Raw genomic sequence first — 20,605 nt, forward strand, 5'->3', positions numbered from 1 at the left:
AGGAGACGAGATGCTGAACGCTCTTGTCACTCTCGCTGCGGAAGAGGGTGAGTCGCAGAACCCGCTGCTGCCGGCGTACTACGACATCATCTGGTCAGCGGTGTGCTTCATCGTCATCCTGGCGGTGTTCTGGCGCATCGTGCTGCCGCGCATGCAGAAGCTGCTCGACGAGCGCGCTGCCGCGATCGAAGGCAACATCGCCAAGGCCGACGAGGCCCAGCGCAAGGCCGAGGCCGCGCTCGAGGAGTACACCGCTCAGCTCGCCGACGCCCGGCGTGAAGCCGGCGAGATCCGCGATGCCGCCCGCGAGGACGGCAAGAAGATCCTCGCCGAGGCGAAGGACGCCGCAGCCTCCGAGGCCGCGCGCATCACCGCCACCGCGCACGCCCAGATCGAGGCGGAGCGTCAGTCGGCGCTGGTGTCGCTGCGCAGCGAGGTGGGCACGCTCGCCCTCGATCTCGCCGGCGGTGTGATCGGCGAGACCCTCTCCGATGACGCGAAGGCTCAGGCGGTCGTCGACCGCTTCCTCGCCGAGCTCGAGGCCGACGAGGCCGCCAAGGCCGCAGCCGGTCAGAAGCAGGGCCTCTGATGGGAAGCGCGACCACGCAGGCTCGAGTGTCGAGCATCGCCGCACTGGATGCTGCGGCGATCACCGACCTCGAGGTGGCGCGTGAGCTCTTCGGGGTCGCGCGCGCGGTGGGGGAGACCCCGCAGCTGGCCTCGGCTCTCGCCGACGCGTCGGCGCCGGCACCTGCCCGACAGAAGGTCGTCGACGACGTCTTCGGGCGTCAGGTGTCGGCCACCACGCGCACCCTCCTGGGCGCCGTGGTCGCCGAGCGCTGGTCATCGGCCGCCGACCTCGTCGAGGGCATCGAGGAGCTGGCGGTGCGTGCCGCCGCCGTGGCGGAACCGCAGGCCGACGTCGAGGCCGACCTGTTCGCCTTCTCCCGAGTCGTCGCCGACAACGGGGAGCTCGAGCTCGCTCTCGGCAGCCGCCTGGGCGACCCGGCGGCCAAGGGCCGGCTGGTGTCCTCCCTCCTGACGGGTCGTGCCAGTGCGTCGGCGATCGTCATCGCCGACGCCCTCGTGCAGCAGCCTCGTGAGCGCCGCGTGCGTCAGCTCCTGACCTGGGCGATGCGCATCGTGGCTGACCAGCGCGGCCGAAAGGTCGCCACGGTCGTCACCGCCGTCGCGCTCAGCGACGCGCAGATCGAGCGTCTGTCGCGGACGCTCTCGGCCCGCTACGGCGCCGAGGTCTCGATCAACACCGTCGTCGACCCGACCGTGGTCGGCGGTCTGCGCGTGCAGATCGCGGACGACGTGATCGACGCCAGCGTGTCCTCGCGCCTCGCCGACCTCCGCCAGCGGCTGGCGGGCTAACAGACTTCCCGTGCGCTTCCCAGGAAGCGGCGGAGCATTCGGGGTCACACTCGACGGTGAGGCCCCACCGAACGAAGGAAGATCATGACAGACCTCTCTATCAGCCCCGACGTCATCCGTGACGCGCTGAAGGACTTCGTCGCGGCGTACGAGCCCACGGGCGCCGCCGCCACCGAGGTCGGTACCGTCATCGACGCGGCCGACGGCATCGCGCACGTCGAGGGCCTCCCCGGCGTCATGGCCAACGAGCTGGTGACGTTCCAGGACGGCACCCAGGGCCTGGCGTTGAACCTCGACGAGCACGAGATCGGCGTCGTCGTCCTCGGCGACTTCGCCGGCATCGAGGCCGGCCAGGAAGTGACCCGCACCGGCGAGGTGCTCTCGGTCGCCGTCGGCGACGGGTACCTCGGTCGCGTCGTCGACCCGCTCGGCAACCCGATCGACGGCCTCGGCGAGGTCGCCACGACCGGCCGCCGCGCCCTCGAACTGCAGGCGCCCGGCGTCATGCAGCGGAAGTCCGTGCACGAGCCGATGCAGACCGGGATCAAGGCGATCGACGCGATGATCCCGATCGGTCGTGGCCAGCGTCAGCTGATCATCGGCGACCGCCAGACGGGCAAGACCGCCATCGCGATCGACACGATCATCAACCAGAAGGCCAATTGGGAGTCGGGCGACCCGACCAAGCAGGTGCGCTGCATCTACGTCGCGATCGGGCAGAAAGGCTCGACCATCGCTGCGGTGAAGGGCGCCCTGGAAGACGCCGGCGCGATGGAGTACACGACCATCGTCGCCGCCCCCGCCTCCGACCCCGCCGGCTTCAAGTACCTCGCGCCCTACACCGGTTCGGCCATCGGCCAGCACTGGATGTACGACGGCAAGCACGTCCTCATCGTCTTCGACGACCTCACCAAGCAGGCCGAGGCCTACCGCGCCGTGTCGCTGCTGCTGCGTCGCCCGCCGGGCCGCGAGGCATACCCCGGCGACGTGTTCTACCTGCACTCGCGTCTGCTGGAGCGTTGCGCGAAGCTGTCCGACGAGCTCGGCGCCGGTTCGATGACGGGTCTGCCGCTCATCGAGACCAAGGCCAACGACGTCTCGGCCTACATCCCGACCAACGTGATCTCGATCACCGACGGCCAGATCTTCCTGCAGTCCGATCTGTTCAATGCCAACCAGCGTCCCGCGGTCGACGTGGGCATCTCGGTGTCGCGCGTCGGCGGCGACGCCCAGGTGAAGTCGATCAAGAAGGTCTCGGGAACGCTGAAGCTCGAGCTCGCGCAGTACCGCTCGCTCGAGGCGTTCGCGATGTTCGCCTCCGACCTCGATGCCGCCTCCCGCCGCCAGCTCGCGCGTGGCGCACGACTCACCGAGCTGCTGAAGCAGCCCCAGTACTCGCCGTACCCGGTCGAGGAGCAGGTCGTTTCGATCTGGGCGGGCACCAACGGAAAGCTCGACGCCATCGACGTCGAAGACGTCCTGCCGTTCGAGCGCGAGCTGCTGGACTACCTCCGTCGCAACACGACGATCCTCGATCGCCTCCGCGACTCCAACGTCCTCGATGACGACACCGTCGCCGAACTGGACAAGAAGGTCGACGAGTTCATCCTGGAGTTCCGCTCCGGCAAGGGCCAGTCGATCAACCGTCCCGGCAGCGATGAGGTCGCCGCCGCCGAGGCCGAGGACGTCAACCAGGAGAAGATCGTCAAGGGCCGTCGCTGAGCGGAACCGGTAAAGGATCATGGGCGCACAACTGAGGGTCTACAAGCAGAAGATCAATTCTGCCCAGACCACGAAGAAGATCACGAAGGCGATGGAGCTCATCGCTGCTTCGCGGATCCAGAAGGCGATGGCGCGCGTGCGCGCGTCCTCGCCCTTCGCCCGCGCGGTGACCCGCGCGGTCTCCGCGGTGGCGACGCACTCCAACGTCGATCACCCCCTGACGCAGGAGCGGGCGACCATCCGCCGTTCGGCCGTGGTCATCTTCGCGTCGGACCGGGGCCTGGCGGGTGCGTTCAACTCCCAGATCCTCCGCGAGGGCATGGAGCTGGCGGCGCTGCTGAGGTCGGAGGGCCGCGAGCCGGTGTTCTACCTCATCGGTCGCAAGGCCGTCGGGTACTTCCAGTTCCGCCGCATGGAGGCCGCCGCGGAGTGGACGGGTGACACCGATACGCCGCAATTCCACACCGCCGAGGAGATCTCGGCCACCCTGCTGGACGCGTACAACCGCGGCGGCGAGCAGGGCGGGGTGGATGAGATCCACCTCGTGTACAACCGGTTCGTCAGCATGATGACCCAGAGCCCCGAGACCGTGCGTCTTCTGCCGCTGGAGGTCGTCGAGGCCGAGGAGGAGTCGTCGGCGCAGGTCTACCCGCTCTACGAATTCGAGCCGGACGCCGAGACGGTTCTCGACGCGCTCCTGCCCGTCTACATCCAGAGCCGCGTCTTCAACGCCCTCCTGCAGTCGTCGGCGGCCAAGCACGCCGCGACGCAGAAGGCGATGAAATCGGCCAGCGACAACGCAGACAAGCTCATCACCGACTACACCCGGCTGCGCAACAACGCGCGTCAGGCCGAGATCACGCAGCAGATCGCCGAGATCGTCGGCGGCGCCGACGCTCTCGCGTCGGGCAAATAGACCCACACGAAAGAGAAGAAGCCATGAGCCTCACCGCTGAGAAGACGGATGCCACGACGGCCGCAGCGCCCGCCGTCGGCCGGGTCGCCCGCGTCACCGGTCCGGTCGTCGACATCGAGTTCCCCCACGATGCGATCCCCGACATCTACAACGCGCTGAAGACGACGATCACGATCGGTGACTCGTCGTCCGAGATCACCCTCGAGGTCGCCCAGCACCTCGGCGACGACCTCGTGCGCGCCATCGCCCTGAAGCCCACCGACGGCATCGTCCGCGGTCAGGAGGTGCGCGACACCGGCGAGCAGATCACCGTTCCCGTCGGCGACGTCACCAAGGGCAAGGTGTTCAACGTCACCGGTGAGGTGCTCAACGGCGCCCCCGGCGAGACCATCGAGATCACCGAGCGCTGGCCGATCCACCGCCAGGCGCCGAACTTCGACCAGCTGGAGTCCAAGACCCAGATGTTCGAGACCGGCATCAAGGTCATCGACCTCCTCACCCCGTACGTGCTCGGCGGGAAGATCGGCCTCTTCGGCGGTGCGGGCGTCGGCAAGACCGTCCTCATCCAGGAGATGATCCAGCGCGTCGCGCAGGACCACGGCGGTGTGTCGGTGTTCGCCGGCGTGGGTGAGCGCACCCGTGAGGGCAACGACCTCATCGGCGAGATGGAGGAGGCGGGCGTCTTCGACAAGACCGCCCTGGTCTTCGGCCAGATGGACGAGCCGCCGGGCACGCGTCTGCGCGTGGCACTGTCGGCGCTGACGATGGCGGAGTACTTCCGCGATGTGCAGAAGCAGGACGTGCTGCTGTTCATCGACAACATCTTCCGCTTCACGCAGGCCGGCTCCGAGGTGTCCACGCTCCTCGGCCGTATGCCCTCCGCCGTGGGCTACCAGCCGAACCTCGCCGACGAGATGGGTGTGCTCCAGGAGCGCATCACCTCGACCCGTGGTCACTCGATCACCTCGCTCCAGGCGATCTACGTCCCCGCTGACGACTACACCGACCCGGCGCCGGCGACCACCTTCGCCCACCTGGATGCCACCACCGAGCTCTCGCGTGAGATCGCGTCGAAGGGTCTGTACCCCGCAGTCGACCCGCTGACCTCGACGAGCCGCATCCTCGACCCCCGCTACATCGGCGAGGACCACTACCGCGTCGCGACCGCCGTCAAGCAGATCCTCCAGAAGAACAAGGAGCTGCAGGAGATCATCGCGATTCTCGGTGTCGACGAGCTGTCCGAAGAGGACAAGGTCGTGGTCGCCCGCGCGCGTCGCATCCAGCAGTTCCTCTCCCAGAACACCTACATGGCGAAGAAGTTCACCGGTGTCGAGGGCTCCACGGTCCCGATCAAGGAGACGATCGAGTCGTTCGACGCCATCGTCAAGGGCGACTTCGACCACGTCGCCGAGCAGGCGTTCTTCAACGTCGGCGGCATCTCCGACGTCGAAGAGGCCTGGGCGCGCATCCAGAAGGAGAACGGCTGATCATGCCTCTCAAAGTCAGCCTGGTTTCCGCCGACGCGGAGGTCTGGTCCGGCGAGGCGTCGCTGGTGGTCGCGAAGACCGTCGAGGGAGAGATCGGCTTCATGGCCGGCCACGAGCCGGTGCTGGCGATCCTCGCCGAGGGTCAGGTGCGGATCACCCGCACCGACGGCTCGAAGATCGTCGCCAACGCCCAGGACGGCTTCCTGTCGATGGAGCGCGACGAGGTCACGATCGTGGCAGGAAACGCTGCGCTGATCTCCTGACCGACTGATCCTCCTCTCCGCCTCCCGCGAGAGTGCAACTGGCCGCCGAGAGCACGGGTGAACCCCGCGCCTTCGGCGGCCAGTCGCATCCTCGCCCCGTGTTCTCCGGGGTATTCCCATGCTGATCCTCCTGCCGCCCTCTGAAACCAAAGAGCCGGGCGGCGACGGCGTACCGATCGATCTCGACGGCTTGGCGCTGCCCTCGCTGCGGCCGCAGCGCGCGGAGGTTCTCGCATCGCTGATCGCGCTGTCGGACGATGCCGATGAGGCTGCGCGGGTGCTGAAGCTCGGACCGCGTCAGCGCGACGAGATCGCCGTGAACACCGCCCTGCGCACCGCGCCGACGCGTCCCGCTGTCGACCGGTACACCGGGGTGCTCTTCGACGCACTCGATGCGTCGAGCCTCGACGCGGCATCGCGTCGCTGGCTGAAGACGCATGTGCTCATCCACTCCGCTCCGTTGGGCCCCGTGGGCGCCCTCGATCCCCTTCCCAACTACCGGCTGGGAGCCGGGGTGCGCCTCCCCGGGCTCGCGGCGCCCACCCGGCACTGGGCGCCTGCGGTCACGGCCGCGCTCGGCGCCGCGGCGCCGCCGTTCATCCTCGACCTCCGCTCCCACGCCTACGTCGCCCTCGGGCCGGTGCCCGCCGCCGTCGCCGCTGTCTCGCTCCGCGTCGTCGCCGACGCCCCCGGTGGGGCGCTGCGCGCGCTCAACCACTTCAACAAGCGCGCCAAGGGCGATCTCGTGCGTCGCCTCGCCCTCGAGCGGCCGCGCATCCGGAGCGTCGCAGGATTCCGACGGTGGGCGGATGACGCGGGGCTCCGGCTCGTCGGAGCCTCCGACTCCGCGGAGCTCGACCTGGTCGTCTGACGCCGGCTACCGCCGCGTGTTCGCCGCGGTGCGCTCGGTGTTCTCCGCGATCGCGATGAGGGCGACGACCGCTTCGATGACGAATCGGAGCGCGATCACCGCGAGGAAGGAGAAGAGCGGGACGAGGATGACGGTGGCCACGATCAGCGATATGCCGGCGCCGGGGTTGAACCACAGGGCGCCGATGCCCTCGACGACGCCGGTCACCAGGTAAACGACGAAGGCGATGCCGATCGCCATGAGGCCCACGACGTAGAACACCGCGGCCAGGCGTCGCGTGATGAACGTGCGGAAGGACAGATCGAACAGCGAGCGGAAGAATCCGCGACGGACCCCGGCGGCATCCTGCTGTCCCACGGCGGGAACACCGGTGTCATCGACGCCTGCGATGCCGGGGGTAGTGGTGGAGTCGGTGGCCCGGGCCGCTTCGGCGGCGGGCTGGCGGGGCAGCGGGGGAGGGGCGTCGGTGCTCATGGGTCCTCGTCCTTCGATGGCGGCTTCCCGCAACGTTACCGACCGCGACGCGCCCGACCCCGTGTTTCTGGGAATTTCCTCACAATGGCGGCGTCGCATCGATACCATGACGACGCGGGCAGACCATCCCGCCGTGCTTGCACGCTGGGGAAAAAACCTGGAGGTCTCATGGATTCTTCGTACGACGGATACGGCGCGTTGCTGGCGTTCCTGCTCATCCTGCTGCCGCTCCTGCTCATCTTCGCGCTCGCGGGCTACCTGATTAGCTCCTTCTTCCTGATGAAGATCTTCGAGAAGGCGGGCGTCGAGGGGAAGTGGCGGGCCTGGGTCCCGGTTTACAACACCCTGGTCTTCGCCAAGCTCGGTGATCTCTCACCCTGGGTCATGCTGGGTGCCGTTGTGGCCTCGGCCCTGCTCAGCCAGGTACCGGTCATCGGCTGGATCCTGTCCCTCGCGGCCATCGCAGTCGGGGTCATCGTCGGCTGGCGCGTGGGCCTGAAGCTCGGGAAGGACTGGCCCTACCTGCTCCTCTGGCTCATCCCCGGTGTCGGGACGCTGATCTGGCTCGGCATTCTCGCGTTCTCCTCCGACCGCTGGAACCCTCGCATTCCGCCGGCCCCATGGGCGAGCTCTTTCCTCAAGGACACCACCGTCTGGTCGGGCATTCCGCAGCAGCAAAGTGCCGTCGCCGCTCCCGGCTACGGCTACCCGCCGGCGGCACCGGGCGGTTCCGCTGCGCCGCCCGCCGGGTACGAGCCCGCCCCGGGCTACCAGGCACCGCCCGCGCCGGCCGCCGCACCGCCGGCGACTCCGCCTGCGACGTCCCCGGCACCGCCCGCCGCTCCGCCGGCCCCGCCCTCGGCCGACCCCACCCCGCCTCCGGCGGCTCCGCCCGCGAGCGAACCGCCCGCAGGTCCCGACGCTCCGCGTCCCTGACCCGCTGCGACAGCCCCCGGCCCACCGCCGGGGGCTGTCGCCGTAGTCGTCCCCGGTAGCGTGGAGGGATGAATGCTGTCCCGCTTCGCCGCCTCGGCTCATCCGGTCTGCTCGTCTCGGCCGTCGGCCTCGGCTGCAACAACTTCGGCCGGCCGGGCACGCGCACCGAGACCATCGAGGGCACTCGCGCCGTCCTCGACGCCGCGATCGACGCGGGGGTGACCTTCCTCGACACCGCCGACATGTACGGGGGTGATCCCGGCCAGTCAGAGGCCCTCATGGGGGAGGCTCTCGCCGGCCGCCGCGACCAGGTCGTGCTCGCGACGAAGTTCGGCCACTCCGGCCGAGACATGGGATACGGCCTGGCGGGCGCCAAGGCATCCCGCGCGTACATCCGGCGCGCGGTCGAAGCCTCCCTCACCAGGCTGCAGACCGACTGGATCGACCTCTACCAGCTGCACACGCCCGACCCGGGGACCCCCATCGGGGAGACCTTGGACGCCCTGAACGACCTGGTCCGCGAGGGGAAGGTGCGCTACATCGGGCATTCCAATCTGAGCGGCTGGCAGATCGCCGAGGCGCACTTCGTCGCCGAGCGCCGCGGCACCGTGCCGTTCGTATCATCGCAGGACCACTACAGCCTTCTCGCGCGGGCATCGGAACGCGAGCGGCTGCCCGCCGCCGAGCATTTCGGCCTGGGGTTCCTCCCGTACTTCCCGCTTCACAACGGTCTGCTCACCGGCAAGTTCTCCCGCACCGAGGCGCCCTCCGACACCCGCATCATGCGTCAGCGCCCGCACCTGTGGGAGAACGCGCCGTGGGACGCTCTCGAGGCCTACGAGTCCTTCTGTCGCGCGCAGGGCATCACGATGCTCGAGGCGACCTTCGGTTGGCTGCTGGCGCGATCGTCGATCTCGAGCGTCATCGCCGGAGCGACGAGCCCTGACCAGGTGCGCGCGAACGCTGCCGCGGCCACCGCGTGGACGCCCACCGTCGCCGACGTCGCCGAGATCGACGCGATCTTCCCCCTGCCCGACGACCCCGCAGCCTGAGCGGGATCGCTCACGGCGAGCCGGTTCGCTCAGAGCGCACCGGCCACGGTGGTTGACATGACGCAACGGCTGTAGCGTTCACAGGTGCGCCCGCCCCGCGGACGTGCGTCGTGGAAGGGAACCCTGTGCTCGGCAAGCTCCTCGCCCGCTACCTCCGCCCCGGCTGGCCGCTCATCATCGCCGTGGTGGTGTTCCAGCTCGCGCAGTCGATCGCCTCGCTGCTGCTGCCCACGCTCAACGCCGACATCATCGACAACGGCGTCATCACCGGCGACATCCCCTACATCTGGTCGACCGGTGGGGTCATGCTCGGGATCAGCCTCGTGCAGATCGTGTGCGCCATCGTCGCGGTGTACTTCGGCTCCCGCCTGGCGATGGGGGTGGGACGCCAGATGCGGGCCGACCTGTTCCATCGGGTCGTCGCCTTCTCGCAGCGCGAGGTCGGTCACTTCGGGGCCGCTTCGCTCATCACCCGCAACACCAACGACGTCCAGCAGGTGCAGATGCTGGTTCAGGTGTCGGCGACCCTCATGGTGTCCGCGCCGATCCTCGCGGTCGGCGGCGTCATCCTCGCCATCAGCCAGGATGTCGGTCTGTCGTGGCTGATGGCCGTGTCGATCCCGGCGCTCCTCGTCATCGTCGGTCTGATCGTGTGGCGCATGGTGCCCGCCTTCACCGTCATGCAGAAGCGGATCGACCGGGTGAACCAGATCCTGCGCGAGCAGCTCAGCGGCATCCGCGTCATCCGCGCCTTCGTGCGGGAGCCCCAGGAACGTGCGCGTTTCTCGGTCGCGAGCGCGGAAGTGATGGCCACCGGCCTTCGCGCCGGCAACCTCATGGCGTTGATGTTCCCGGCGGTGATGCTGGTGCTGAACGTCTCGAGCGTCGCGGTGATCTGGTTCGGCGCGTTCCAGGTGCAGCAGAACGACGTGCAGATCGGCACGCTCTTCGCCTTTCTGACCTACATCATGCAGATCCTCATGGGCGTCATGATGGCCACGTTCATGTTCGTGATGATCCCCCGAGCCGCGGTCTGCGCCGATCGCATCGGCGAGGTGCTCGCCACCGATCCCTCGGTCGCACCGCCTGCCGTCCCGGTCACTCCGCCGGCGCCCCGCGGTGCCCTGCGCTTCGACGGCGTGGCGTTCGCCTACCCCGGTGCCGCCGACCCCGTTCTCAGCGACATCTCCTTCGAGGTCGCGCCCGGGACGACGACGGCCGTCATCGGGTCGACGGGGTCGGGCAAGACCACCCTGATCGGGCTCGTGCCGCGACTCTTCGACGCCACATCGGGCTCGGTCCAGGTGGACGGAACGGACGTCCGCGACGTCGACCCCGACGAACTGTGGCGGCGCGTGGGGCTCGTCCCGCAGCGGGCGTTCCTGTTCTCGGGAACGGTCGCCTCGAACCTCCGTTACGGCGACCCCGACGCCGGAGATGCCGAGCTGTGGCACGCCCTCGAACTCGCACAGGCCGCGGACTTCGTCCGTGCCATGCCGGAGCAGCTGCACGCTCCGATCGCGCAGGGCGGCAACAACGTGTCGGGCGGGCAGCGCCAGCGGCTGGCCATCGCGCGAGCACTGGTGAAGAAGCCCGAGATCTACCTCTTCGACGATGCGTTCTCCGCGCTGGATCTGGCCACCGACGCGGCGCTGCGCGACGCACTGGACACCCATCTGCCGCACACGACGCGGATCGTCGTGGCCCAGCGGGTCTCCACCGTCCAGAGCGCCGACCAGATCATCGTGCTCGACCACGGCCGCGTGGTCGGCATCGGCACCCACGACGAGCTTCTCGATTCCAGCCAGACCTACCGCGAGATCGTGGAGTCGCAGCTCTCGGTGGAGGCGGCATGAGCGGGCCGGGGCACGGGCGCATGCAGACCGCGCCGGTGGTGAAGGCGAAGAGCTTCGGCCCGAGCGCGCGGCGCCTGCTCGGCACCCTCAGTTCGGACAGGCCCCGACTGGTGGTCGTCCTCGTTCTCGGTGTCCTCAGCGTCGGACTGTCGGTGCTCGGCCCGAAACTGCTCGGCGACGCCACGAACATCGTCTTCGCCGGGTTCCTCTCCCTCCAGGCGCCGGCAGGCGCGACCAAGCAGGAGGTCGTCGACCAACTCGTCGCCGCCGGGCAGCAGCAGCAGGCCGACCTCGTCCGCGCCGTCGACTTCACCCCGGGCGCCGGCATCGCGTTCGACGCGCTCGGGGCGGTCATCCTCGCCGTCCTCGCCGTCTACGTGTTCTCGAGCGTCTTCGGCTGGCTGCAGGCACGGCTGCTCAACGGCATCGTGCAGCGGGCGATGAACCGTCTGCGGCTGCAGGTGGAGGACAAGATCCACCGTCTGCCCCTGTCGTACTTCGACCGGGTGCAGCGCGGCGAACTGCTCAGCCGAGTCACCAACGACGTCGACAACATCGGCCAGTCGATGCAGCAGACGCTGTCGCAGGTGATCATCTCGCTTCTGACGGTCATCGGCGTCATGGTGATGATGTTCCTCATTTCCCCGCTCCTCGCGGTGATCGCCCTGGTGACCGTGCCGCTGACACTCGTCATCACCGCCGTGGTGGCTGCTCGCTCGCAGAAGCTCTTCGCCGCGCAGTGGAAGGCGACCGGTGTACTCAATGCCCGGGTCGAGGAGACCTTCTCGGGCCACGCGATCGTGAAGGTGTTCGGCCATCAGCGTGAGGTGGAAGCCGACTTCCTCGCCGAGAACGAAGAGGTTTACCGGGCGAGCTTCGGCGCGCAGTTCCTCTCCGGCATCATCCAGCCCGCGATGATGTTCGTCGGCAACCTCGTCTACGTCGCCATCGCGGTCGTGGGCGGCATCCAGGTGGCATCCGGTCTTCTGTCCATCGGCAGCGTGCAGGCCTTCATCCAGTACTCGAGGCAGTTCACTCAGCCGCTCGCGCAACTGGGCTCGATGGCCAATCTGCTGCAGTCGGGTGTCGCCAGTGCCGAGCGGGTGTTCGAGTTGCTCGACGAGGCCGAGCAGACTCCCGACGCCGAGCCCGCCCAGACCGCTCCGGCGTCGGCCAAGCAGCTGGCGTTCGAGGACGTGTCGTTCCGGTACGCCGCCGACACCCCGCTCATCGACGACCTCGACCTCACCGTGGAACCGGGGAGCACGATCGCCATCGTCGGTCCGACCGGGGCGGGCAAGACCACGCTGGTCAACCTGATCATGCGCTTCTACGACGTCGATGCGGGACGCATCGCGCTCGACGGCGTCGACACCCGCCTGATGACCCGCGACGACCTCCGCTCCCGCACCGGCATGGTGCTTCAGGACACATGGCTGTTCGCCGGCACCATCCGCGAGAACATCGCCTACGGGCGCCCGGAAGCCGACGAGGCCGACATCCTCGCCGCGGCGCGCGCTGCGTATGTCGACCGGTTCGTCCACGCCCTGCCGGACGGCTATGACACCGTCCTCGACGATGAGGCGGGAAACCTGAGCGTGGGCGAGCGCCAGCTCATCACCATCGCCCGCGCATTCCTCGCCGATCCGCGCATCCTCATCCTCGATGAGGCGACCTCGTCGGTCGACACCCGCACCGAGCTGCTGATCCAGCGGGCGATGTCGCAGTTGCGGCAGGACCGCACGGCCTTCGTCATCGCCCACCGACTCTCGACGATCCGCGACGCCGACCTCATCCTGGTGATGGAGGACGGCCGCATCGTCGAGCAGGGCACGCACGACGCGTTGCTCGCAGCCGGCGGCGCCTATCGTCGTCTGTCGGATGCGCAGTTCCGCGCGGCCGTGACCGATGCCGAGGGCGGGGAATCGGATGCCGCGGATCCGGCGGGGGAGTCCGCGGGGCCGTCCCCCGTGTCCACTAGGATGTGAAGACGCCACCGGTGGCGGTCATGCCGATCCGGTTGCCGATGAGAGCCGACGTGGGGGAGAGGAGAGCAGGTGCCTGAGATCTCCTCCGGAGACCGCGTGATCGAGCTCCCGGGCGCGACGCTGTCACTGCGCTGGGCCGCCACCACGCACACCGGACGCCGACGCGAGGTGAATCAGGACGCCGTGCTCGCCTCGTTCCCGTTGTTCGCCGTCGCCGACGGCATGGGCGGACACATCGGGGGCGAGATCGCCAGCGCCAGCACCGTCGATCGGCTCCGCGCCGTCGTGGAGGCGGGCTCGGTGAGCGCGAAGACGATCGAGAAGGCGCTCGGTCGTGCGGTGAAGGACATCGCCTCGCACGCCGAGACGACCGACGACGGCACCGGCACGACGCTCACGGGCGTCTACCTGGATGCGACGACCGAACCGGCCACCTGGGTCACGTTGAACATCGGGGACTCGCGGGTCTACGTGCAGCGTGACGACGACGTCGTGCAGGTCACCACCGATCACTCGGTCGTGCAGGAGCTCGTCGCTTCGGGGCGTCTCAGCCCCGAAGAGGCCGAGAACCACCCCTACGGCAATGTCATCACCCGAGCGGTCGGACCCAGCGAGAGCGTGACACCCGACTACGTGCGTCTCGACATCGTCGACGGCGATCGCTTCGTGGTGTGCTCCGACGGTCTCACCAAAGAGCTGACGGATTTCGGGATCCGCCATTTCCTCGCGCAGCACGACGATCCCGCCGGTGCCGTGGCCGCGATGCTCGATGCGGCGCTGGAGAACGGCGGTCGCGACAACATCACCATCATCGTGGTGAACGTCTCCCTGCGCGAGAAGACCTCGGGCGCGGCAGCCGGCGTCGATTCCTCCACAGCCTCGGCCTGAGGGCGAGTTCTCCACCGATCGGGAGTGACGTGCACCATCACGTCCGCTCCGTGTCCAGGGTGGGTGGGTGTCGCCGTTCACTCCGCTCCCCCCGGCTCTCCCGTCGACGTCAGAACCGCAGGCACGGTCCTCGCGCCGCGTCAGGGCGGCCGACGATCATCCCCTCTCCTCGGGCCTGCCCGAGGACCCGGCACCCGACGAACTCCTTCACCTCGAGGACGGATGGGAGCGTCCTCCCCGGCCCCCGCTGCCCATCGTCGCCTCGACGGTCCCGATCCTCGGAGCGGGCGCGCTGTGGCTGGTCACCGGGTCGATCCTGGCACTGTGGCTTGCCGCACTCGGGCCGCTCATCGCCATCGCGTCCATCGCCGACGCCGCCCGCAGCGCCCGACGCGATCGTCGTGACGCCGAGCGGGTGGCCGCCCGGACGCGCGCGGACGTGACACGTGCCGTGGCCTCTCGCCACCGGCGGGAGCGCGAACGGTGGTGGGCCGTGCACCCCGATGTCGCGCGGCTCGCGGGATCCGACGTCGAGGTCTGGCGGACGCATCGTGACCGCGGCGACACCGTCGTCGTCGGCCGTGGGCGCATCCCCAGTGCCGTCCGGGTCACCGGCGGGCGGGGCGACCCGAGCGCCGGTGAGCTGCGCCGCCGCGCCGCAATCCTCGAGGATGCTCCCATCGCGGTGCCGCTGAATGCCGGGATCGCCGTCATCGGGCCGCCTCTCGTGAGCGCGGCGGTCGCTCGCGCGCTCGTGCTGCAGGCCTGTCTGCTGCATCCGCCCGGATCGTTCTCGGTGCTGGTGTCGGCCTCCGATGACGAGGACTGGCTCGCGCGGCTGCCGCATCGCCGGGTCGCCGCCGCACGCACGCTCGCGCTCCGGGCGGGGGGAGCGGATGCCGCCGACGCGGCGGACATCCGGATCGTCCGCGTCGATCCCGGGGAGCCACCGCCGCCCGGGTGCGCAGTCGTGCTCCGCGTCGACGATCCCGACCGGGCGCACGCCGATATCGGCGGGGAGACGTATGAGATCAGGACCGAAGCGGTCGGGCGCGCACAGGCGGCCTCGATCGCCGATGATCTCGCCCTGCGTGCCGGGCGCTCGTGGGGGGAGCTGGGCGGGGACGACCGTCCCGTCCTGCTCGCCGATCTTCTCGCCGGCGACGGCCGATCGCCCGTCGCCGGCGGGGGACTTCTGGCCACGATCGGACGTGATCGCGCTCCGGTGTCGGTGGACCTCGTGGAGGACGGTCCGCACGCCGTCGTCACCGGCATGACGGGATCGGGCAAGAGCGAGCTCCTCGTCACCTGGGTGCTCGCGCTGTGCGCGCGCTACTCCACCCGGGAGGTCACCTTCCTCCTCGCCGATTTCAAAGGCGGCACCGCGTTCCAGCGCCTCGCAGGCCTCCCGCACGTCACCGGCGTCATCACCGATCTCGATCCCGGAGGAGCTCGCCGGGCGATCGAGAGCCTGCGGGCCGAGATCCGGTGGCGGGAGTCCGAACTCGCGCGCACGGGGGCCCGTGACATCCGAGACGACCGAGCCGAGCTGCCACGGCTCGTCGTGGTCGTCGACGAATTCGCTGCGCTCCTCGCCGATCACCCCGAGCTCCAGGCGCTATTCACCGACCTCGCCGCACGCGGAAGGGCGCTGGGGATGCATCTCATCCTCGGCACCCAGCGCACGACGGGCGTCATCCGCGAAGGACTGTGGGCGAACCTTCCGCTGCGGCTGAGCCTGCGGGTCGCGGACGCCGCCGACAGCCGGGCCGTGCTGGGGACGGATGACGCGGCAGGTCCGGTGTCAGGAGGTACCGAGCGCGGCACCGCATGGCTTCGCCGGAGCATCGACGCCGCGCCCCGGCGATTCCGGGTGGCTCTCGCCGGAGCCGCCGACGTCGCCGCGGTCGGTCACGGCGCCCACGGGCCCACGCCGCGACGCTCCTGGCTGCCCGCCCTGCCGGCGCGCGTCGACCTGGCCGATCTGCGGGTGCCGGCCGCCGACGACGGTGCGGCGACGCCCCTGATCCTCGGGCTCCTCGACGAACCCGACCAGCAGCGGCAGCGGCCGGCCCTGCTCGAGCGCCGCACGGCAGGAGTGGTCGTCCTCGGACGAAGCGGCAGCGGCCGGACGACCGCGCTGCAGACGCTCGGTGCTCAGCGTCCCGACTCGGCGACGTGGGTGCCGGCCGACCCGGAGGCGGCGTGGGATCTCGTCCACGGTCTCGTCCGGGCCCCGCGTCCGGGGCCGGCCTCTCCCCGGCTCATCCTCATCGACGACGTCGATGCGCTGGCCGGACGCTATCCGATGGATTACGCCGGGGAGTTCCTTCAACGCCTCGAAGATCTTCTCCGCGGCGCGGCGGGCGAGGGTGCCGTCGTGGCCCTCACCGCGCAACGGCTGACCGGCGGGGTGGCGCGCCTCCTCGATCTGGCTCCGCAGCGTGTGCTCCTCGCCACCGCATCGCGTGCCGATCACGTCGCACTCGGCGGCGACCCGGCGGGGTGGGAGGCCCATGCCGTGCCGGGCCGCGGCACGATCGACGGCATCGCCGTGCAGGTGGCGACGGCGTGGGACGCAGCGGTTCCGGGGCCGACCGAGCCGCCCGAGACCTGGCGCCCCCGGGCGCTCGCGGGGTTCGTGACGCGACGCTCACCGCAGGCGCGGGCGGCGCTTCGTGCCTGGGAGGAGGCGGGAGCCGCGCTCATCGACCTCGACGCCTTCGACGCGGGAGTGGAGCGCGGCAGCCGGAGCGGGCAGGTCGTGGTGGTGGGCGAACCGGATGAGTGGCAGCGGCACTGGCGGACCCTCGCGTTGATCCGGTCGGATCACGACCTGGTCATCGACGCCTCCTGCGGGCCCGAGTATCGGATGCTGACGGCCGACCGCGACCTGCCGCCCTACTGCCTCACCGGGCGCGGTCGAGCCTGGGTGCGCCAGGGGGGAGGGGCGCCCCGCCGCATCCTTCTTCCCGACACTCCCGCGCATGCTTGACCGCCGTGACCCGCTGGCCCTAACGTCAGCGCATGGCAACCTCCCCTGTGACCCTGGGCCGACCCGAAGGCAAGGGCCTCGCAGCGGGAACGCTGGGGCTGTGGGGCTCGACCGTGATCGGTCTGGCATCGACCGCACCGGTGTACTCGCTGGTGGCGACCCTCGGATTCGTCATCCTCGCCGTCGGCGCCCAGGCGCCGATCGCGTTCGTCATCGCGTTCGTGCCGATGCTGTTCATCGCCTTCGCCTACCGCGAGCTCAACAACGCCGTGCCCGACTGCGGCACGACGTTCACGTGGAGCACGAAGGCCTTCGGTCCGTGGGTCGGCTGGCTCGGCGGCTGGGGCGTGGCGGTAGCCGGCACGATCGTTCTGGCCAACCTCGCCCAGATCGCGGGGATCTACTTCTGGTCGCTCTTCGGCGACGGATCGCTGGCGGGGAACGTGCCGCTGGTCACCGCCACCGGTGTCTTCTTCATTGCCCTGATGACCTGGGTGAGCTGGCGGGGCGTGGAGATCGGCGAACGGATCCAGAACGTCCTCCTCGCCATCCAGTACCTCCTCCTGGCTGTCTTCATCGTCGCGGCGCTCTGGCACTTCTTCACCGGAACCGCCCCGAACCCCACGCCGTTCGACCTGTCCTGGTTCAACCCGCTCGGCTTCACCGACTGGAGTGCGTTCACCGAGGCGATCCTCCTGGCGATCTTCATCTACTGGGGGTGGGACACCTGCCTCGCGCTGAACGAAGAGACGAAGGACCCTAAGCGCATCCCCGGTCGGGCAGCGCTGTTGACCACGCTCATCCTCGTCTGCACCTACGTCGGGGTCACCGTTGCGGCGATGATGTACGCCGGTCTCGGCTCGACGGGCGTGGGTCTGGGCAACGAGGCCAATGCCGACGACATCTTCCTGGCGCTGAAGGACGACCTGCTCGGCCCCTTGGCCCCGCTGCTCCTGATCGCGGTCCTCATCTCGGCGGTCTCGTCGACGCAGACGACGATCCTCCCGACGGCGCGGGGCACGCTGTCGATGGCGGTGTACAAGGCGCTGCCGCAGCGGTTCCGCACGGTGCACCCCGTCTACAAGACCCCCTCGTTCTCGACGATCGTCATGGGCATCGTCGCCAGCCTGTTCTACATCGGCATGACGCTGATCAGCGACAACATCCTGCAGGACTCGATCCTGTCGCTCGGGCTCGCGATCGCCTTCTATTACGCGTTGACCGGGTACGCCTGCGTCTGGTACTTCCGACGCGATCTGTTCACTTCGGCGCGGAACCTCGTCTACCGCGGCGTCCTGCCGCTGCTCGGTGCCCTGATGCTCACCTACGCCTTCGTCCAGTCCGCGATCGACATGTACGACGTCGACTACGGGTTCACGGTGCTGCTCGGTGTCGGCGGCACCTTCGTCGTCGGCATCGGTTCCCTGGCGATCGGTGTCGTGCTGATGTTCATCTGGTACGCGTTCCCGGCTTCGAAGCCCTTCTTCCGCGGTGAGCGACTCAACCGCGACACGCCGGTGCTCGTCCCCGACGAGGGCGCGTACCAGCGGTCGGTGGACGGCGGGCTCAGCTGAGCGTGCTTGCGGCTCCCGGCGATCAGCCGAGGACCTCGGCCACCGGCGTGTGAGCCAGGTCATGCGCGGCGGCGACGCCGGCGCTCGTGACGGCACCGCCGACGACATTGAGCCCGGCGGCCAGCGCGGCGTCGCCGGCGAGGGCGGTCCGCCATCCGCGACCGGCGATCTGGCGGATGTAGGGGAGCGTTGCGTTCGTCAATGCCGACGTCGACGTGTTCGGCACGGCCCCGGGCATGTTCGCGACGCAGTAGAAGACGGTGTCGTGCACCGCGAAGGTCGGTTCGGCGTGGGTGGTCGGCCTCGTGTCGGCGAAGCAGCCGCCCTGATCGACGGCGATGTCGACGAGGACGCTGCCCGGTCGCATCCGAGACACCATCTCGTTGCTGACGAGCTTGGGAGCCTTCGCCCCCGGGATCAGCACGGAACCGATGACGAGGTCGGAGTCCTCGACGGCGCGATCGAGATCGAGAGGATTCGACGCCGCCGTCTTGACCCGCCCCTGGAAGTGATCGTCGAGGTAGCGCAGGCGCTGGATGTTGGTGTCGAACACCGTGACATCCGACCCCAGGCCTGCGGCGATGACGGCCGCGTTCGCTCCGGCCACTCCGCCGCCGATCACGGTGACCCGCGCGGGACGGGTGCCGGGCACGCCCGACATCAGCAGTCCCCGTCCCCCCTCGGAGCGGAGCATCGTGTGCGCGCCGACCATCGGCGCCAGGCGTCCCGCGACCTCGCTCATGGGCGCGAGGAGGGGCAGCCCGCCACCGCGGAGCTGCACGGTCTCGTACGCGATCGCGGTGACGCCGTCCGCGATGAGGCGCTCCGTCAGCGGCCGGTCGGCGGCCAGGTGCAGGTAGGTGAAGAGGACGAGGTCGTCGCGGAAGTGCCGGTATTCCTCGGCGGTCGGCTCCTTGACCTTGAGCAGAAGCTCTGCGCGGTCCCACACCTCGGCGGCGTCGTCGAGCAGAATTGCTCCGGCCTCCTCGTACTCCGCGTCGGGCATCGACGATCCGGCGCCGGCGCCGCGCTGCACGACCACGTCGTGTCCGGCGACGACGAGGTCGTGCACTCCCGCGGGTGTCAGCGCGACCCGGTACTCGTTGTTCTTCACCTCGGTGGGAACTGAGATCCTCATCGTTGCGGTCCTCTCCGCTCCTGGTGGAAGCGTCACATGACGGGGCGGATCACCCCGACATCCCGGCCGCCGCCGGTGACCGACAGCGGAAGCTCGGCGAGGGTCGCGGCCACGTCGGCCGCAGGCAGCGCGCCGTGACGCTCGAGAAGGCGCAGGGCCACCGCGGTGGCCGCACGCGACGACCCGTCGAGGACCTTCAGGGCCACGGTCGTACCGCCGGGGGCCGTCATCACGAGCACGCCCTCAGCGCCGGTCTTGGCGAAGACGCCGAGACGCTCGATGACGACGGTGTCGGGGCGACCGGGTCCGTCGATGGTCCAGGGGTGCTCCCGCACCGTGCGGACGAGCGTCCCGGCCTGGCGGTGCAGGGCGAACGGCGACCGCTCGGACGACACGGCGATGCGGTGGACGGCCCGGGCAAGTCCCAGCAGGGTGACGGCGAAGACGGGCGCGCCGCAGCCGTCGACGGCGGTCGCGCCGACGCGCTCACCGGTGAGACGCTCGGTCACTTCGCGGATGCGGGTCTGCAACGGGTGCTCGGGCTCGAGGTAGGTCGCCGTGTCCCAGCCGTTCGCGGTGGCGGTGAGGAGCATGGCGGCGTGTTTCCCCGAGCAGTTCATCCGCTCGCGCGTAGGCGCGCCGCCGGTGCGGACGACCGCGTCGCGAGTGGGCTGGTCGGAGGGCCAGGCCGGGGGGCAGCCGAGGGCGTCTTCGTCGAGACCGGCGCGATCGAGGATGCCGCGGACGACGGCCACGTGCCGATCGGTCCCGGTGTGGCTCGCGGTGGCAAGACCCAGCTCCTCCCCGGTGAGCTCGGCGCCGGCGGTGAGGAGGGCGAGGGCCTGAAGCGGCTTGAGGCTCGAGCGGGGGAGGATGAGTGCCTCGACATCGCCGAGTCTCTCGGAGATCACGCCGTCGGCATCAAGAACCACCGCGGCTCCGCTGTGACGCGATTCCACGAACCCGCTGCGTTCGACGACGGCGAGTTCGACGGCCTCTGCGGCGGCGATGGTCTGCGGCACGCAGGTCAGCCTACCCTCGACCCTCCGTCCGCCATCGACCCCT

At 69.6% G+C, this 20,605-nt stretch carries 17 protein-coding genes; 14 read left to right on the forward strand and 3 right to left on the reverse strand.

The window, feature by feature from the left end; all coding sequences use genetic code 11:
• Window positions 1-10: 10 nt before the first annotated feature.
• The 7 genes from HDC37_RS03825 (at window position 11) to HDC37_RS03855 (ending at window position 6,639) form a co-directional block, all read left to right on the forward strand.
• Window positions 11-589 carry a F0F1 ATP synthase subunit B gene (locus HDC37_RS03825; RefSeq protein WP_179559019.1) on the forward strand — a complete coding sequence of 193 codons (579 nt, stop codon included), beginning with the start codon at window positions 11-13 and terminating at the stop codon, window positions 587-589.
• Window positions 589-1,380, forward strand: a complete 792-nt coding sequence (locus HDC37_RS03830; RefSeq protein ID WP_179559020.1) for a F0F1 ATP synthase subunit delta — start codon at window positions 589-591, stop codon at window positions 1,378-1,380. The genes HDC37_RS03825 and HDC37_RS03830 overlap by 1 nt, the downstream gene beginning before the upstream one ends.
• 84 nt (window positions 1,381-1,464) lie before the next feature.
• The gene (gene atpA, locus HDC37_RS03835; RefSeq protein ID WP_179559021.1) at window positions 1,465-3,102 is read left to right on the forward strand and encodes a F0F1 ATP synthase subunit alpha; all 1,638 of its coding nucleotides are present in this window, start codon (window positions 1,465-1,467) and stop codon (window positions 3,100-3,102) included.
• A 19-nt stretch (window positions 3,103-3,121) separates the two neighbouring features.
• Window positions 3,122-4,018, forward strand: coding sequence for a F0F1 ATP synthase subunit gamma (locus HDC37_RS03840; protein ID WP_179559022.1), 897 nt, complete (start codon window positions 3,122-3,124; stop codon window positions 4,016-4,018).
• Window positions 4,019-4,041: 23 nt separating this feature from the next.
• Window positions 4,042-5,505, forward strand: a complete 1,464-nt coding sequence (gene atpD / locus HDC37_RS03845) for a F0F1 ATP synthase subunit beta (RefSeq protein WP_179559023.1) — start codon at window positions 4,042-4,044, stop codon at window positions 5,503-5,505.
• Between the two features lie 2 nt (window positions 5,506-5,507).
• The gene (locus HDC37_RS03850) at window positions 5,508-5,768 is read left to right on the forward strand and encodes a F0F1 ATP synthase subunit epsilon (RefSeq protein WP_179559024.1); all 261 of its coding nucleotides are present in this window, start codon (window positions 5,508-5,510) and stop codon (window positions 5,766-5,768) included.
• Window positions 5,769-5,886: 118 nt separating this feature from the next.
• Window positions 5,887-6,639 carry a YaaA family protein gene (locus tag HDC37_RS03855; RefSeq protein WP_179559025.1) on the forward strand — a complete coding sequence of 251 codons (753 nt, stop codon included), beginning with the start codon at window positions 5,887-5,889 and terminating at the stop codon, window positions 6,637-6,639.
• A gap of 6 nt (window positions 6,640-6,645) precedes the next feature.
• On the opposite strand, the gene HDC37_RS03860 is transcribed toward HDC37_RS03855, so the two are convergent.
• Window positions 6,646-7,113: a DUF4282 domain-containing protein gene (locus HDC37_RS03860; protein WP_179559026.1), complete on the reverse strand. Its 468-nt coding sequence runs from the start codon at window positions 7,111-7,113 to the stop codon at window positions 6,646-6,648.
• A gap of 168 nt (window positions 7,114-7,281) precedes the next feature.
• Here HDC37_RS03860 and HDC37_RS03865 point away from each other — a divergent pair, with 168 nt between their 5' ends.
• The 7 genes from HDC37_RS03865 (at window position 7,282) to HDC37_RS03895 (ending at window position 18,402) form a co-directional block, all read left to right on the forward strand.
• The gene (locus HDC37_RS03865) at window positions 7,282-8,049 is read left to right on the forward strand and encodes a large exoprotein (RefSeq protein ID WP_179559027.1); all 768 of its coding nucleotides are present in this window, start codon (window positions 7,282-7,284) and stop codon (window positions 8,047-8,049) included.
• 68 nt (window positions 8,050-8,117) lie between these two features.
• Complete coding sequence (locus HDC37_RS03870; RefSeq protein ID WP_179559028.1) at window positions 8,118-9,101, forward strand: aldo/keto reductase; 984 nt, start codon at window positions 8,118-8,120, stop codon at window positions 9,099-9,101.
• A gap of 125 nt (window positions 9,102-9,226) precedes the next feature.
• Window positions 9,227-10,957, forward strand: a complete 1,731-nt coding sequence (locus HDC37_RS03875) for an ABC transporter ATP-binding protein (protein ID WP_179559125.1) — start codon at window positions 9,227-9,229, stop codon at window positions 10,955-10,957.
• A complete protein-coding gene (locus tag HDC37_RS03880; protein WP_179559029.1) occupies window positions 10,954-12,945 on the forward strand; it encodes an ABC transporter ATP-binding protein in 1,992 nt (663 codons plus the stop codon). Before HDC37_RS03875 ends, HDC37_RS03880 begins: the two co-directional genes overlap by 4 nt.
• Window positions 12,946-13,014: 69 nt before the next feature.
• Entirely contained in the window at window positions 13,015-13,833 is an 819-nt protein-coding gene (locus HDC37_RS03885; RefSeq protein ID WP_179559030.1) for a PP2C family serine/threonine-protein phosphatase, read from the forward strand.
• Between the two features lie 67 nt (window positions 13,834-13,900).
• On the forward strand, window positions 13,901-16,828 hold the full coding sequence (locus HDC37_RS17485) for an FtsK/SpoIIIE domain-containing protein (protein WP_179559031.1): 2,928 nt from the start codon (window positions 13,901-13,903) through the stop codon (window positions 16,826-16,828).
• Between the two features lie 32 nt (window positions 16,829-16,860).
• Window positions 16,861-18,402, forward strand: coding sequence for an APC family permease (locus HDC37_RS03895; protein WP_179559032.1), 1,542 nt, complete (start codon window positions 16,861-16,863; stop codon window positions 18,400-18,402).
• Window positions 18,403-18,424: 22 nt separating this feature from the next.
• On the opposite strand, the gene ald is transcribed toward HDC37_RS03895, so the two are convergent.
• Together ald and HDC37_RS03905 are read right to left on the reverse strand one after the other, a co-directional pair.
• On the reverse strand, window positions 18,425-19,540 hold the full coding sequence (ald, locus tag HDC37_RS03900; RefSeq protein ID WP_179559033.1) for an alanine dehydrogenase: 1,116 nt from the start codon (window positions 19,538-19,540) through the stop codon (window positions 18,425-18,427).
• A gap of 32 nt (window positions 19,541-19,572) precedes the next feature.
• Window positions 19,573-20,562: an asparaginase gene (locus HDC37_RS03905; protein ID WP_308472072.1), complete on the reverse strand. Its 990-nt coding sequence runs from the start codon at window positions 20,560-20,562 to the stop codon at window positions 19,573-19,575.
• Window positions 20,563-20,605: the final 43 nt, after the last annotated feature.

Source organism: Microbacterium sp. AK009, from assembly GCF_013410955.1.
Taxonomy (GTDB): domain Bacteria; phylum Actinomycetota; class Actinomycetes; order Actinomycetales; family Microbacteriaceae; genus Microbacterium.

Coding starts and splice junctions, on each gene's coding strand:
- HDC37_RS03855 (WP_179559025.1), top strand. CDS start 5,887: ATGCTGATCCTCCTGCCGCCCTCTGAAACCAAAGAGCCGGGCGGCGAC.
- HDC37_RS03840 (WP_179559022.1), top strand. CDS start 3,122: ATGGGCGCACAACTGAGGGTCTACAAGCAGAAGATCAATTCTGCCCAG.
- atpA (WP_179559021.1), top strand. CDS start 1,465: ATGACAGACCTCTCTATCAGCCCCGACGTCATCCGTGACGCGCTGAAG.
- HDC37_RS03830 (WP_179559020.1), top strand. CDS start 589: ATGGGAAGCGCGACCACGCAGGCTCGAGTGTCGAGCATCGCCGCACTG.
- HDC37_RS03865 (WP_179559027.1), top strand. CDS start 7,282: ATGGATTCTTCGTACGACGGATACGGCGCGTTGCTGGCGTTCCTGCTC.
- atpD (WP_179559023.1), top strand. CDS start 4,042: ATGAGCCTCACCGCTGAGAAGACGGATGCCACGACGGCCGCAGCGCCC.
- HDC37_RS03880 (WP_179559029.1), top strand. CDS start 10,954: ATGAGCGGGCCGGGGCACGGGCGCATGCAGACCGCGCCGGTGGTGAAG.
- HDC37_RS03895 (WP_179559032.1), top strand. CDS start 16,861: ATGGCAACCTCCCCTGTGACCCTGGGCCGACCCGAAGGCAAGGGCCTC.
- HDC37_RS03850 (WP_179559024.1), top strand. CDS start 5,508: ATGCCTCTCAAAGTCAGCCTGGTTTCCGCCGACGCGGAGGTCTGGTCC.
- HDC37_RS03860 (WP_179559026.1), bottom strand. CDS start 7,113: ATGAGCACCGACGCCCCTCCCCCGCTGCCCCGCCAGCCCGCCGCCGAA.
- ald (WP_179559033.1), bottom strand. CDS start 19,540: ATGAGGATCTCAGTTCCCACCGAGGTGAAGAACAACGAGTACCGGGTC.
- HDC37_RS03825 (WP_179559019.1), top strand. CDS start 11: ATGCTGAACGCTCTTGTCACTCTCGCTGCGGAAGAGGGTGAGTCGCAG.
- HDC37_RS03870 (WP_179559028.1), top strand. CDS start 8,118: ATGAATGCTGTCCCGCTTCGCCGCCTCGGCTCATCCGGTCTGCTCGTC.